13 protein-coding genes are annotated in these 13,411 nt (G+C 57.3%); 5 read left to right on the top strand and 8 right to left on the bottom strand.

Annotation, left to right across the window (positions count from 1 at the left end):
• Positions 1–283: 283 nt before the first annotated feature.
• Positions 284–748 (bottom strand): GNAT family N-acetyltransferase, encoded by a 465-nt coding sequence (locus tag AACY11_RS01785; protein WP_339432015.1) that lies wholly within the window; start codon positions 746–748, stop codon positions 284–286.
• A gap of 369 nt (positions 749–1,117) precedes the next feature.
• On the opposite strand from AACY11_RS01785, the gene AACY11_RS01790 reads away from it, so the two are divergent.
• The 4 genes from AACY11_RS01790 to AACY11_RS01805 all read left to right on the top strand — a co-directional run bounded on the left by AACY11_RS01790 (position 1,118) and on the right by AACY11_RS01805 (position 4,258).
• Entirely contained in the window at positions 1,118–1,468 is a 351-nt protein-coding gene (locus AACY11_RS01790; RefSeq protein ID WP_339432014.1) for a toxin, read from the top strand.
• Entirely contained in the window at positions 1,458–1,772 is a 315-nt protein-coding gene (locus AACY11_RS01795) for a helix-turn-helix domain-containing protein (protein WP_339432013.1), read from the top strand. Before AACY11_RS01790 ends, AACY11_RS01795 begins: the two co-directional genes overlap by 11 nt.
• A 175-nt stretch (positions 1,773–1,947) precedes the next feature.
• The gene (locus tag AACY11_RS01800) at positions 1,948–3,273 is read left to right on the top strand and encodes an OprD family porin (protein WP_339432012.1); all 1,326 of its coding nucleotides are present in this window, start codon (positions 1,948–1,950) and stop codon (positions 3,271–3,273) included.
• A 202-nt stretch (positions 3,274–3,475) separates the two neighbouring features.
• Entirely contained in the window at positions 3,476–4,258 is a 783-nt protein-coding gene (locus tag AACY11_RS01805; RefSeq protein ID WP_339432011.1) for a hypothetical protein, read from the top strand.
• A 70-nt stretch (positions 4,259–4,328) separates the two neighbouring features.
• On the opposite strand, the gene AACY11_RS01810 is transcribed toward AACY11_RS01805, so the two are convergent.
• The 7 genes from AACY11_RS01810 to AACY11_RS01840 all read right to left on the bottom strand — a co-directional run bounded on the left by AACY11_RS01810 (position 4,329) and on the right by AACY11_RS01840 (position 11,177).
• Positions 4,329–4,709, bottom strand: a complete 381-nt coding sequence (locus AACY11_RS01810; protein WP_339432010.1) for a DUF6124 family protein — start codon at positions 4,707–4,709, stop codon at positions 4,329–4,331.
• 511 nt (positions 4,710–5,220) lie between these two features.
• Positions 5,221–6,963: an ABC transporter substrate-binding protein gene (locus AACY11_RS01815; protein ID WP_339493726.1), complete on the bottom strand. Its 1,743-nt coding sequence runs from the start codon at positions 6,961–6,963 to the stop codon at positions 5,221–5,223.
• Positions 6,964–7,011: 48 nt separating this feature from the next.
• Positions 7,012–7,284: a DUF2160 domain-containing protein gene (locus AACY11_RS01820; RefSeq protein ID WP_339432008.1), complete on the bottom strand. Its 273-nt coding sequence runs from the start codon at positions 7,282–7,284 to the stop codon at positions 7,012–7,014.
• Positions 7,285–7,294: 10 nt separating this feature from the next.
• On the bottom strand, positions 7,295–8,095 hold the full coding sequence (locus tag AACY11_RS01825; protein WP_123450806.1) for a carbohydrate ABC transporter permease: 801 nt from the start codon (positions 8,093–8,095) through the stop codon (positions 7,295–7,297).
• A 9-nt stretch (positions 8,096–8,104) separates the two neighbouring features.
• Positions 8,105–8,971 (bottom strand): carbohydrate ABC transporter permease, encoded by an 867-nt coding sequence (locus AACY11_RS01830; protein ID WP_339432007.1) that lies wholly within the window; start codon positions 8,969–8,971, stop codon positions 8,105–8,107.
• Positions 8,968–10,083 (bottom strand): ABC transporter ATP-binding protein, encoded by a 1,116-nt coding sequence (locus AACY11_RS01835; protein WP_339493727.1) that lies wholly within the window; start codon positions 10,081–10,083, stop codon positions 8,968–8,970. Before AACY11_RS01835 ends, AACY11_RS01830 begins: the two co-directional genes overlap by 4 nt.
• Positions 10,083–11,177 carry an ABC transporter ATP-binding protein gene (locus AACY11_RS01840; RefSeq protein ID WP_339432005.1) on the bottom strand — a complete coding sequence of 365 codons (1,095 nt, stop codon included), beginning with the start codon at positions 11,175–11,177 and terminating at the stop codon, positions 10,083–10,085. Before AACY11_RS01840 ends, AACY11_RS01835 begins: the two co-directional genes overlap by 1 nt.
• Positions 11,178–11,551: 374 nt before the next feature.
• Between AACY11_RS01840 and AACY11_RS01845 the strand changes: the two genes are divergently transcribed.
• Complete coding sequence (locus AACY11_RS01845) at positions 11,552–13,387, top strand: sigma-54-dependent Fis family transcriptional regulator (protein ID WP_339493729.1); 1,836 nt, start codon at positions 11,552–11,554, stop codon at positions 13,385–13,387.
• The last annotated feature ends 24 nt before the right edge of the window (positions 13,388–13,411 follow it).

A 13,411-nucleotide genomic window follows, 5' to 3' on the forward strand; every position in this document is an offset into this window, starting at 1 on the left:
GGAGGGAGCAAAAGCGGAAATGGCCTTGGCGGTGAACGCTTACAACCTCAAGCGAGCGATTAGCGTGCTCGGAGCCCGCCAGTTGATGGCGCTAATGGGCTGAAAGGCCTTTTTTCGTCTGTTGCCCACACAAAAACAAACGCCTCGAACAAGTCGGGGCGTTTTGTTGGGCCTTCATCAGTGTGTTTTCACACAGTCTGTTCGGGTGCCGTTTTTGTTTACAGCATTCATGTAGCAAAAAATAACCTGTGGCGAGGGAGCAAGCTCCCTCGCCACAATCACATTACAGTTTCTTAACCATCGGCACGCACGCCAGTTGCAGGCCCGAAGGCGATTGATAAATCGCACTCCCCTCCCCCATGTAACCGCAGCGCCGGTAAAAATCGGCAGCGTTCAATGTCGCGTCCAGGCAGACCTCTGTCAGCCCCAGCGCCCTCGCCAGATCTTCGAGAAAGTGCAGAACCTGTTTGCCCAGTCCGCGCTGCATGAAATCCGGATGAATGAAGATTGCACCGATTTCACGGTGCTCCAAATCAAGCATTCCGGTGGCCACGGGCTTGCCCTCAACCCAGCCCAGATAGAAGTGCTTTTCCATGAGCGTGTCGTAACCGACCTCAGCCGAGCCCCTGGTCCAGTCGTGCATTTGCTGCTCGGTGTAGGCACCGACGCATTGATGCCTGATCGCCAAGCGTCGTATGTCGAATGCAGTTTGGGCGTCATTCGCGGTGGCTCTTCTGATCTCAAACATCTCTCTCTCCATGAGCCATGTGCAGGCAGGAAATGAAAAAGCCCCGTCCATTTCTGGCGGGGCTTCGGGTACACGTCAAATGACAAAAACGTATGACCTTATGGCCCGCCGGAAGCGGTCATGGAGGCGCACATCATGGTCATTCGATTTTGGGTATTCATGGGGCGATAGTGCTGTGGATTGTTCCGACACGTCAATTGCGAAGTCTCTTCGCTACTCAATTGAACGTTCTTACCACGCTGGTCGATTCGTCCTACAGGTGTTTTTACGACCGGCGTCTACCGTTGAAAAAGGGACGAAAAGCAAGGCTAGGAAGCCTTGACCGATTCGATTTTCGAGACAACACTATACGTAGGTAACGTACAGAACATGGATGCTCTATTTATCGAATTACCTGTGTTTCAGAAGCACCGAGACGACTATCTGGATGACGATCTGTTTCGCAGCTTTCAACTGGAGTTGCTGAAAAATCCGGAAGTGGGCGATCTTATCGAGGACACAGGCGGGCTTCGTAAAATTCGCTTTGGCGACCAACGAAGAGGGAAAGGAAAACGCAGCGGATTACGAGTGATTTACTACTGGTGGTCAGGCTTCGATCAGTTCTGGCTCTTTACCGTCTATAACAAAAACGAGCAGGACGATCTGACGCCTGCCCATAAAAAACTTTTCAGAAAAACACTGGATAGAGAACTCAACGCGAGAAGCCACTATGAAACGTGACATTTTTTCCGAACTGATGGATGGACTCGAAGCACTGGCCGATGAACGCCAAGGCAAAATCACCTTGCGTACCCACAAGGTTCAGTTGCCAAAACTGATGCCAATCACTGCGGAGGAAGTGGTAGCCATCCGTCAGCAACTTAATCTTTCTCGGTCAGTATTCGCGATGTATCTACGCACCAACACGCGAACGCTCGAAAACTGGGAGCAAGGACGAGCAACGCCTAATGCTCAGGCCACGACCCTGATCCGTCTGGTCCAGCGTTTTCCGCAGACAATCGAACAACTCGCAGCCCTGACCTGATATCCAAGGCCTTCGCCCCATCCACATGACGAAATTGTAATTCCCCCATCACCTTGGCGTTATCCGCAGCTTGCAACGATGTCACCCCGCGACCATGCCGGCGGGCGCTTGCCCGTCGAACAATAAAACCCACTCCGAAGCACGTTCCCGTTCTGCCGAACCCAAGGAGTGTTTGATGGTTAACAATACAAAAATGTCGATGGCCGCTTTAGCGGTGGTGGTTGGCTCCGGGCCGTCCATGGTGTTTGCAGAAGAAAAAGCCGAAGGCTTTATCGAAGGCAGCAGCCTGACGGTGCTCAACCGTAATTTCTATTTCAATCGTGAGCACCGCAACGGCCAGTCCAGCCCGACCGGCAACGGTTATTCCGAAGCCTGGTCGCATGTGGTGATCAGCAAGTTCGAATCCGGCTTCACACAAGGCACCGTCGGGGTCGGTGTTGATGCGTTTGCCATGATCGGTTTGAAACTCGACACCGGTGACGGCCACAACGGTGGGCGCAGTTCGTTTGATGTGTTGCCGGTCAACAGTGAAGGCGAGGCCCGGGACGAATACACCAAGGTCGGTGGCGCGGCGAAAGTGCGGGCATTTGATACGGTGGTCAGGGTCGGTGATGTATTCCTGGCCAACCCGGTAGTGGCGGCCGGTGACTCGCGTCTGCTGCCAGAAAGCTTTCGCGGCGTGACGGCGACCAACACCAGTATTGAAGGTCTGTCGGTTCAGGGTGGTCGACTGCACGCGATGAGCCAACCGGTGTCCAGCGACATGCGCGAGAACTTCGCAACCTTCTATGCCGGCCCGGTCAATTCGCCGTGGATTGCTTATGGCGGCGGCGATTACGTGCTGAACAAAAATCTCAGTTTCAGTCTGTACTCCAGTCGTCTCAAGGATGCCTGGAATCAGTACTACGCTGGCACTGCGTGGACGTATCCGCTGTCGGATGACTTGTCGCTGTTTGGTGGTTTGAATTACTACAAGGCTGTCGACGAAGGCAAACAACTGCTCGGCGAGTTCGACAACAACATCTGGAGCGGCCGTGTCGGTGTGAAACTCGGCGCGCACTCCGTCGCCCTCTCCCACCAGCGCAACAACGGCAACGACGATTTCGATTACCTGCGCCAGTCCGACTCGATCTTCCTCGACAACTCCATCCAGTACAGCGACTTCAACTCGCCGAAGGAACGTTCGTGGATGGTGCGTTATGACCTCGACATGACCACCTATGGCGTGCCCGGTTTGTCATTCATGACCCGTTATGCGCGCGACACTGACGCCGATTATTCCAATGCCAACGCCGCGTACATGCGCCGCGATGCCGAGGGCAATCCGCTGACGGATCAGAAGCGTTGGGAGCGCGATATAGAAGTCAAATACGTGGTGCAGAGTGGTTCATTGAAGGACATGTCACTGCGCTTGCGCCAGGCCACCACCCGCGCCACGGCGTTCGAGTCGGATCTGGATGAAGTGCGGGTGATTGTCGAGTATCCGTTGGCGATTCTCTGAGTTCACGAGCAATGCGCATTCACCTTTAGAAGCTCCTTGCTCCTTTAGAAAGAGGTGAATTTTTTGGCGTCCTTTGGGGCGCCTTTTTTATATCTGGTGTGTACCTGAGGTTGTAGCCCTGAAAACTATCAGGTAAAGAGTGGCGTACCGACGCGCCCTGCACCTGAATCGGAGTCAGGTGGATCAACAGCAAGGATTAATTGTGACTGACCTCATTTACCTCTCTGCATGGGGAACTGTCCTGCTGCTGGTTTTTCTCGGCGAGGCAATAACGCTGTTTGCCGCCTACTGGCGGCTCGATCAGATGGAACACCACTTCATCGCCTCTCAATTTGTAGCCACTGATCGCAAGCGTTTGGGCAATGGCCCATTGGGGCGAATGAAGAGAGTAAGGCAGATCGGCGCACTCACCGGCCTTGTCACCTACCCACTGATGCTGGAACGCCCGACGGTCATGGAGGCCGAACGCTTTCCAGTACATCTGAAAAAATGGGGGGCGGTGCCGCGAAGCATCCGGCGAATCGCTTTCATGGGCGCCTGCCTACTTTTACTCTGGCTGGGTTTCGAGCGGTTATGCATGATGCTCTCCACACCGACGAGCGATTTGAAGCGGCTGTACGTGGCCGCATTGATCGCCTGTGTTGTTGTGGCAGTGTTGGCACTGCTCGTGCGGACATACGTCAGTTTTTTCAAACTGGCAGCCATCGAGTCTTTTCTGAAAGAGTCCTACTTCGTCGCTCGCAATCAGCGGGTATTGGGAGACAGCGTTTATGGTCGCTCCTGCCGCCTGTACCACATTTCGAACATTCTCTGTCTGGACTACGGCTATCTGCAGGCAAGTGATCCCGAGGTCATACCCGAGATTGACCGCTTTCCGCTGCCTCTGCGGCGTTGGGTCATTATTCCCGCCCGGATGTTTGGCTACTCTGTTCCGGGTTTTGTCGCGGTTTACTGTGCCGCGATGATCTTTGGCGTCTTTGCCTGAGCGTCAACCTTTGAATAAAACGCGGCCCTGACTAGCGCCGCGTTTTTTCTGCCTGCCTGGACAGATCGGATCAGCCAGCAGGGTCGACGTTATCCAATGCTCTGTTCACCGCCAGTTCACCAAGCATGACGACTTGGGCGATACCGAGCAACGTCTTGCGGTGCGTGCCTTCGAGCAGCGCGGCGAAGTCACCGAGCATGACGCTGGCCGAGGACAGGGACTCGCTGGCGTTGGCCAGCAGGGATTCGGTGTCGGCGGTGGGGTTGACCAGGAACATCTGGTTCTGGACATAGGGCGTGGCCATGATGGCGGCCGTGGGTTTGAGGTAAAAGTCGAGGGCGCGGTCGGCGGCTTCGTGGAGTTTGCGGGTATCTTCGCCCGCGTAGGGGGACGTTGTATGGGCGTGCGCTGGAACGGTTGTTTCCGGGGGATTGGGTGTTGGCTTTTTCATGTTGTTTCTCCTTCTGAACGTTGAAGCTGATCCATTCGGTTCCACGCGAAGGGGTGGCAGCTGTACGCAGGTTGGAACCCGGGGAACGGAGAAACCCGGCAGACTCGAAAGTCTCCCGCGTACAGCCGCCATAACAGACTGCACACCATGAAGGTGGGCAAGCATACGTCATGAAAGACGCTTTGGCGTTGATACGTTCTCCGGGGTTCCAATCCCGATCGCTGATTTGGCAGCGACGTTCACAGCCTAGAGAGCCGACGTCCGACGGACAACCTGAAAACATTGTGGGAAGGTTCTGTATTTTCGGAAAATCTTTAAACATCCCGAATCGAAATACTCCGCCGCGCCAGGACTGTTGTGAAGGCAATGACTTGGGCGAGGACATTACCTATTCGGAATGCGTCGCCGCTCTATTGGATCAACGCGAAACCTGTGGGCGCTCGATGGCGGTGGTTCTGGCACAACTGAAAACGGCACCTTGCGGTGCCGTTTGCCCTTCACTCATCAGCTTTTATTTACGCGCATCTGCCCAGGATTTCAGCAGTTCGTTGTAGCTCACGGTCTCGCCCTTCGGCTTCTCGTTCGCCAGTTTCGGTTTCGGCGCGCCCGGTTGATCGAACCAGTATTGCGCGTCGCGTTCCGGGTTCATTTTCGGTGCGCACGTGGCTTGGGCTTTGGAGCGTTCCAGACGCGACATGATCGCGTCCTGATCCTTGGCCAAACCATCCAGCGCTTGCTGCGGGGTCTTCTCGCCGCTGGCCGCTTCGGCGATGTGGCTCCACCACAATTGCGCCAGACGCGGATAGTCCGGCACGTTGGTCCCGGTCGGGGTCCATTGCACGCGGGCCGGGCTGCGGTAGAACTCGACCAGACCACCGAGTTTCGGCGCCAGATCGGTCATGGCCTGCGAGTTGATGTCCGACTCGCGAATCGGCGTCAAACCGACGATGGTTTTCTTCAGCGATACGGTTTTCGAAGTCACGAACTGCGCGTACAACCACGCCGCGAGTTTCTGTTTCTCCGGCGTGGATTTCATGAACGTCCACGAACCCACGTCCTGATAACCGAGCTTCATGCCCTCCTCCCAATACGGCCCGCGCGGCGATGGCGCCATCCGCCATTTCGGCGTGCCGTCGTCGTTGACCACCGGCAGACCCGGTTTGGTCATGTCGGCGGTGAAGGCGGTGTACCAGAAAATCTGCTGAGCGATGTTGCCTTGCGACGGCACCGGGCCGGACTCGGAGAACGTCATGCCCGCTGCTTCCGGTGGCGCGTACGCCTTGAGCCAATCGACGTATTTGGTCGTGGCAAACACTGCCGCCGGGCCGTTGGTGTCGCCGCCTCGGGTCACGCTGGAACCGACCGGGTGGCAATCCTCGACACGAATGCCCCACTCGTCCACCGGCAAACCGTTAGGCAAGCCCTTGTCGCCGCCGCCCGCCATGGAGAACCAGGCATCGGTGAAGCGCCAGCCCAGCGACGGGTCTTTCTTGCCGTAGTCCATGTGCCCGTAAACACGTTTGCCGTCGATTTCCTTGACGTCTTCACTGAAGAATTTGGCGATGTCTTCATAGGCTGACCAGTTCACCGGTACGCCCAATTCGTAGCCGTACTTTTCCTTGAACCTGGCTTTCAGGTCCGCGCGTTCAAACCAGTCAGCGCGGAACCAGTACAGGTTGGCGAACTGCTGGTCGGGCAGTTGATAAATCTTGCCGTCCGGCGCGGTGGTGAACGAAATGCCGATGAAGTCCTTGATGTCGAGGGTCGGCGAGGTGAAGTTCTTGCCTTCGTTGGCCATCAGGTCGGTGATCGATTCGGTCTTGCCGTAACGAAAGTGCGTGCCGATCAGGTCCGAGTCGTTGACCCAGCCGTCGTAGATATTCTTGTCGGACTGCATCACCGTCTGCATTTTTTCCACCACGTCGCCTTCTTGCAGCAAGTCGTGGGTGAGCTTGATCCCGGTGATTTCGCTGAAGGCCTTGGCCAGCACCTTGGACTCGTATTCATGGGTGGTCAGGGTTTCCGAAACCACCTTGATTTCCATCCCGCGAAACGGCTCGGCAGCCTTGATGAACCACTTCAGTTCTTCGAGTTGCTGATCGGCCGTCAGGGTCGACGGTTTGAATTCGCTGCCGATCCACTTTTTCGCAGCGTCCTCGTAGGCATCGGCCCAGGCCGACGCGCTCAAACCGCTGAGTGCCAGCAAGGCTGCCAATGAAATGCTATGTCGCAGCTTATTGTTTTTGTCGAACATAGAGACCTCCTGTTTAGGATTTCGGAGCACGGTTGTCGAGCGACTCGACTAGCCCCAACGCATCACAGCCAACAGCCACACCAGGGACAACGCGGACGCCACCCAGATGCTCCAGTCGGTGGCGCCGACGACCAGCAAATGCAGGTAGGCGCTGCCGAGAAGACCGATAAACAAGCGATCGCCACGGGTGGTGGCAATCGGCAGAAAACCTCGCCGCAGGACGCTCGGCGAACGCAGCTCCCACGTCGTCATGCCCACCAGGAGCAAGCCTATGACGATAAAGAATGCCGCGGTGGGGGTGGTCCAACTCATCCATTCCATCATCAGCTCCTCAGACCCGGCCGAGGGCAAAGCCCTTGGCCACATGGTTGCGAACAAACCAGATCACCAGCATGCCCGGCAAAATGGTCAACACCCCCGCCGCCGCCAGCACGCCCCAATCGATCCCCGAGGCCGATACCGTGCGGGTCATCACCGCCGCAATCGGCTTGGCGTTGACCGAGGTCAACGTGCGCGCCAGCAACAGCTCGACCCAGGAAAACATGAAGCAGAAAAACGCCGTGACGCCGATGCCGGAACCGATCAACGGGATGAAAATCTTCACGAAGAACTTGGGGAAACTGTAGCCATCAATGTAGGCGGTTTCGTCGATTTCCTTCGGCACGCCGGACATGAAGCCTTCGAGAATCCACACCGCCAGTGGCACGTTAAACAGGCAGTGCGCCAAGGCCACGGCAATGTGCGTGTCGAACAGGCCAATCGACGAATACAACTGAAAGAACGGCAGCAGGAACACGGCCGGTGGGGCCATGCGGTTGGTCAGCAGCCAGAAGAACAGGTGCTTGTCGCCCAGGAAGCGGTAGCGTGAAAACGCATACGCCGCCGGCAGTGCCACGCTCAGGGAAATCACCGTGTTCAGGCTCACGTAGTACAGCGAGTTGATGTACCCGCTGTACCAGCTCGGATCGGTGAAGATCACCTTGTAGTTCGCCAGCGTGAAGTCCTGTGGGAAAAGTGTCAGACCGCCGAGGATTTCGGTGTTGCTCTTGAACGACATGTTCAGCAGCCAGTAGATCGGCACCAGCAGGAACAGGATGTAGACCAGCAACGGAATCAGCTTTCTTTTGCTCATGGCCGGGCCTCAGCGGTTGGCGTCGGAGTGCGTCATGGCGGTGTAGAACAGCCAGGACACCAACAGGATGATCAGGAAGTACACCAGCGAGAAAGCCGCTGCCGGCCCCAGGTCGAATTGGCCTACGGCCATTTGCGTCAGCGTCTGACTCAAGAAGGTCGTGGCATTACCCGGCCCGCCCCCGGTGAGCACAAACGGCTCGGTGTAGATCATGAAACTGTCCATGAAACGCAGCATCACCGCGATCAACAGCACGCTCTTTAGCTTGGGCAACTGAATGTGACGGAACACTGCCCAGGCGGACGCCCGATCGATGCGCGCCGCCTGGTAATACACATCGGGAATGGCGCGCAATCCGGAGAAACACAGCAGCGCCACCAGCGAAGTCCAGTGCCAGACGTCCATCACCAGCACCGTCACCCAGGCGTCCATGGTGTTGGCCGCATAGTTGTAGCTGATGCCCATCGCGTTGAGACTCGACCCGAGCAAGCCGATGTCGGCGCGGCCAAAAATCTGCCAGATCGTGCCCACCACGTTCCACGGGATCAGCAGCGGAATCGCCAGAATAATCAGCACCAGCGACGACCAGCGGCCCTTGGTCGGCATGGTCAGGGCAATCGCAATGCCCAGCGGGATTTCAATCAGCAACACGCACGCCGAATAGATGAACTGGCGCAGCAGCGAATCATGCAGACGCGGATCCAGCAGCACCTGCCGATACCACTCAGTGCCGACGAAGTAGCGGCTGGATTGGTCGAAGATGTCCTGCACCGAGTAGTTGACCACGGTCATCATCGGGACGACCGCACTGAACGCCACCAGCAAAAACACCGGCAACACCAGCCACCAGGCCTTGTTGTTCTGCACCTTGTTCATGGCTGCACCTCATTGTCTTCAGTGGCTGGCAGCAGGAATTCGTCGGCATAGACCATCAGCCACTGCGCCGGAAAACTGATGTACGCCGTGCCCTGCGGCACCGGTTTGTCTTCCGCCAGGCGCACTTTCAACGCCACGCCGTCGAGATCGAGGGTCATGATCTTGTAGGTGCCGAGGTCTTCGACGTGTACGACGTGTGCCTGCATCGCGTCGTCAAACGGCTCATCCCAGACATGAATGAACTCGGGACGGATACCGACCTTCAGATTTTTCCACTGACCGTGTTCGATATGACGCTGCAAGGCGTCAGACAGCGGCAGGTGCGTCGAGCCGAAACCGACCCCGCCCGGTTGCGGCTGCACGTCGATCAGATTCATGCCGGGGCTGCCGATGAAGTAGCCGACAAAGGTGTGGCTCGGCCGTTCGAACAACTCCCGTGGCGTGCCGAACTGGACGATCTGGCCGCCGTACATCACCGCGATTTTGTCGGCGAAGGTCGAGGCTTCGAGTTGATCGTGGGTCACGTAGACCATGGTGATGTTGAACTGCTCGTGGATCTGCTTGAGCTTGCGTCGCAGTTTCCACTTCAGGTGCGGATCGATCACTGTCAGCGGTTCATCAAAGAGAATCGCCGACACGTCGTCACGCACCAGGCCCCGCCCCATCGAGACTTTCTGTTTTTCGTCGGCGGTGAGGTTGCGCGCCTTTTTGCTCAGCAGCTCTTGCAGGTCGAGGACTTCGGCAATTTCCTGCACCTTGCTGTGCACTTTCGCCTCGGCCATGCCCTGATTGCGCAGGGGAAACGCCAGGTTGTCGAACACGGTCATGGTGTCGTAGACCACCGGAAACTGGAAAACCTGAGCGATGTTGCGCTTCTCCGGGGTCAGGTCGTTGACCGCTTTGCCGTCGAATAACACATGCCCTTGCGAGGGGCTGAGCAGGCCGGAAATGATGTTGAGCAACGTCGATTTGCCGCAACCGGACGGGCCAAGCAGCGCATAGGCGCCACCCTGCTCCCAAACGTGATCCATCTCGCGGATCGCATAATCCTCTGCACCGCCGGGGGTTTTACTGTAGCTGTGGGCGAGGTGTTGCAAACGGATTTCGGCCATCAGGCAACCCTCGCGACACGCCGCCCCGGTGCTTGCACCAGGCGGCCCTGCGCATCGAAAACAAACAGTTTGTGGGTCGGGATATAAATGCGGATCGGCTCGTCGACGTCGTATTCGTGAACGCCGGACAGGTGCAGCACCAGCAGGAAATGCTCGTTGCGCACATGCAGGAAGGTTTCCGAACCGCTGATCTCGGCGACTTCCACCGTGACGGCCAATTCCAGATCATCATCGTTGCTCGGCACCAGCGAAATGTGGCTGGGGCGCACGCCGAAGCGGAACTCACCTTCGCCCACCGAACGCAGATCAACGTTTAACGGGAAGTGTACGAAGTTGGCAAAACTCACTTCGTTACCGGCGATGCGCCCCGGCATCAGGTTGATCGGCGGCTCGGAGAACAACTCGGCGGCCAGCACGGTTTGCGGCTGGTGATACACCGAGGTCGACGGGCCGCTCTGGATCACCCGCCCCTCGTGAAGAATCGTCGTGGTGCCGCCCAGCGCCAGCGCTTCGTTAGGCTCGGTGGTGGCGTAAATGGCGATGGTATGGCGCTGCTTGAACAACTCGCGCATTTCCTGACGCAGTTCTTCGCGCAGTTTGTAGTCGAGATTGACCAGCGGCTCGTCGAACAGGATCAGTTCGGCATCCTTGACCAGCGCCCGGGCCATGGCGGTGCGTTGCTGCTGCCCGCCGGAGAGTTCCAGCGGATAGCGCTGCAGAAACTTCTCGATGCGCAGCATCTTTGCGGTTTCCTGCACCTTGCTGTGGATGATCTCTTTCGAGACGCCAGCCTGACGCAGCGGCGAGGCGATGTTCTCGAACACGGTCATGGTCGGGTAGTTGATGAATTGCTGATAAACCATCGACACATTGCGCAGACGCACCGGGCGATGGGTGACATCGACGCCGTTCATCAGGATGCGGCCGCTGTCGGGCTTGTCCAGACCGGCCATCAGACGCATGAGACTGGTTTTGCCAGACAGCGTGCGGCCGAGCAAAACGTTGAAGGATCCGGGTTCGAATTTCAGGCACGCATCGTCGATCCAGTTCTGGCCCTCGACGGTGCGGCAAACGTGCTCCAGGGTGAGTGACATGGCTCGGCCTTTTTATTATTGGAGTCAAGCGACCTGTGCAGTAGAGCGACATTCGTGCCAGAAATGGCAAGTTGTTGATTTGTTGTGAAAATCGTTGAAACCGCCGGGAAACGGCGTTCATTGCTGAACACATTTGAACAGTTTGGCGATTGACAATGAACAATAGTGAACAACACTCTATGGATGCTTTTGCCCAATCTCATGACCGCTGAAGATCCCAATGTGGGAGCGCGAATGCGGTGTGTCATTCAACTGATTCATTGACTGATCCACCGCATTCGCGAGCAAGCCCGCTCCCACCGTTTTGAGCTGTGCTGTTTCAGGATTTGGGTTCATAACAACAATAAAAATCGCTGCATCTGAGGCTGACTGCCATGGCCGAACCTGCCCCGCCGCTGTCCCACGACGCGCTCGTCCAGAGCTCCTGGCAACGTTGTCGGGCGTTTGGTCTGGATCATCAAAGCGCTCCGGCGTTCGATCAATTACCCGCCTCGGGTATTGCGCACCTGCTCGACCGCCATCATTCGCTGGTGCAAACCACCCATCAGGAAGTGTTGCCCTACTACGAGAACATCCTGAGCAATTCCAATTGCCTGATCATGCTCGCCGACAACCAGGGCCAGGTGCTGACCTCGTGGGGTACGCAACGGTTTATCGCACCGAATCTGGCCCGAGGCTTTCAGGCCGGGGCGAGCTGGATGGAACGCTGCAGCGGCACCAACGCCATCGGCACTGCGCTGGCCTGCGAGCAAGCGGTACACATCGAACACGATGAACATTTTCTGAAAGCCAACCGCTTCATGACCGGTTCCGCCGCGCCGATTTTCGACGCCGAGCGCAAGGTCATCGCGGTGCTTGACGTGTCCAGCGACAGCTATCTGCCGCCCTCACACACCTTGGGCATGGTCAAGATGATGAGCCAGACCGTGGAAAACCGGCTGATCCTCAACCTGTTCCATGGCCAGCACTTTCAACTGACCTTCAACACCGGGTTGAACAACCTCGACAGTCAGTGGGCCGGCTTGTTGATTTTCGATGAGAGCGGTCAGGTGCTGTCGGCCAATCGCCGGGCCGACAATCTCTTGGGTGTGCGCTTGTCGCGGGTCAGTGTTGAGAGCCTGTTCAAGGTGTCGTTACTCGAGTTGATCAACCAGCCGGACGGTTTGCCGTTTGCCTTGCAGACCTGCGGGAGTAACCGTTTCCAGTGTTTGTTGAAGCGGCCACAACAGGCGCCCATCGAGGCGCGAGTGTTTACGTCTGACCCCAAAGCCGCCGCGCCAACCGCGATCAGCCTCAACACACTCCACTTCGGCGACAGTCGCGTGGAAAAAGCCGTGCGCCAGGCCGAGCGTTTGCTGGAAAAAGACATCCCGCTGCTGATCCACGGCGAAACCGGCGTTGGCAAAGAGGTGTTCGTCAAAGCCTTGCACCAGGCCAGCTCCCGCAGCAAACAGGCATTCATCGCCGTCAACTGCGCGGCGATCCCCGCCGAACTGGTCGAATCGGAATTGTTCGGCTACGAGAAAGGCGCATTCACCGGCGCCAACCAGAAAGGCAGCATCGGCCTGATCCGCAAGGCTGACAAAGGCACGCTGTTCCTCGATGAAATCGGCGACATGCCGTTGCCGACCCAAGCGCGGTTGCTGCGGGTGTTGCAGGAGCGCTGCGTGCAACCGGTGGGCAGCAGTGAGTTGTTCCCGGTGGATCTGCGGATCATCTCGGCGACCAACCGCTCGCTACGGGAGCAGGTGCAACTGGGGCGGTTTCGCGAGGATTTGTATTACCGCATCGGCGGGCTGACCCTGGAGTTGCCGCCATTGAGAGAGCGCAGTGACAAAGAGGCGTTATTCAAACGACTGTGGGAACAGCATCGTGAACCGACGCAATGGGCGGGGCTGAGCCGCGAAGTGTTGGAACTGTTCGATAAGCATCCGTGGCCAGGCAATCTGCGTCAGGTCAGCAGCGTGATGCAGGTGGCGCTGGCCATGGCTGAAGAGCAACCCGTGCGGCCGGAGCATTTGCCGGATGATTTTTTTGTCGATCTGGAAATGGAGCCGGTTGAGCGCGCGCAGCCGCTGGGGCTGGATTTGAATGATGTTGAAGCGTTGAATCGGGAGTTGAAGGCGGCTGGGGGGAATATTTCGCACTTGGCGCGGCGGCTGGGTGTGAGCCGCAACACTCTTTACAAGCGGTTGCGTCAGGCTGAATGACAAGATGTCTGGGCGGGTCTCATC

Origin of the sequence: Pseudomonas sp. RA_105y_Pfl2_P56 (genome assembly GCF_963970845.1) — a bacterium.
GTDB classification, from domain to species: Bacteria; Pseudomonadota; Gammaproteobacteria; order Pseudomonadales; family Pseudomonadaceae; genus Aquipseudomonas; species Aquipseudomonas baetica_A.

What these genes read in the sequence shown, in the direction of transcription:
- AACY11_RS01785 (WP_339432015.1), bottom strand. Translation starts at nt 748, where the DNA reads ATGTTTGAGATCAGAAGAGCCACCGCGAATGACGCCCAAACTGCATTC.
- AACY11_RS01790 (WP_339432014.1), top strand. Translation starts at nt 1,118, where the DNA reads ATGGATGCTCTATTTATCGAATTACCTGTGTTTCAGAAGCACCGAGAC.
- AACY11_RS01795 (WP_339432013.1), top strand. Translation starts at nt 1,458, where the DNA reads ATGAAACGTGACATTTTTTCCGAACTGATGGATGGACTCGAAGCACTG.
- AACY11_RS01800 (WP_339432012.1), top strand. Translation starts at nt 1,948, where the DNA reads ATGGTTAACAATACAAAAATGTCGATGGCCGCTTTAGCGGTGGTGGTT.
- AACY11_RS01810 (WP_339432010.1), bottom strand. Translation starts at nt 4,709, where the DNA reads ATGAAAAAGCCAACACCCAATCCCCCGGAAACAACCGTTCCAGCGCAC.
- AACY11_RS01815 (WP_339493726.1), bottom strand. Translation starts at nt 6,963, where the DNA reads ATGTTCGACAAAAACAATAAGCTGCGACATAGCATTTCATTGGCAGCC.
- AACY11_RS01820 (WP_339432008.1), bottom strand. Translation starts at nt 7,284, where the DNA reads ATGGAATGGATGAGTTGGACCACCCCCACCGCGGCATTCTTTATCGTC.
- AACY11_RS01825 (WP_123450806.1), bottom strand. Translation starts at nt 8,095, where the DNA reads ATGAGCAAAAGAAAGCTGATTCCGTTGCTGGTCTACATCCTGTTCCTG.
- AACY11_RS01830 (WP_339432007.1), bottom strand. Translation starts at nt 8,971, where the DNA reads ATGAACAAGGTGCAGAACAACAAGGCCTGGTGGCTGGTGTTGCCGGTG.
- AACY11_RS01835 (WP_339493727.1), bottom strand. Translation starts at nt 10,083, where the DNA reads ATGGCCGAAATCCGTTTGCAACACCTCGCCCACAGCTACAGTAAAACC.
- AACY11_RS01840 (WP_339432005.1), bottom strand. Translation starts at nt 11,177, where the DNA reads ATGTCACTCACCCTGGAGCACGTTTGCCGCACCGTCGAGGGCCAGAAC.
- AACY11_RS01845 (WP_339493729.1), top strand. Translation starts at nt 11,552, where the DNA reads ATGGCCGAACCTGCCCCGCCGCTGTCCCACGACGCGCTCGTCCAGAGC.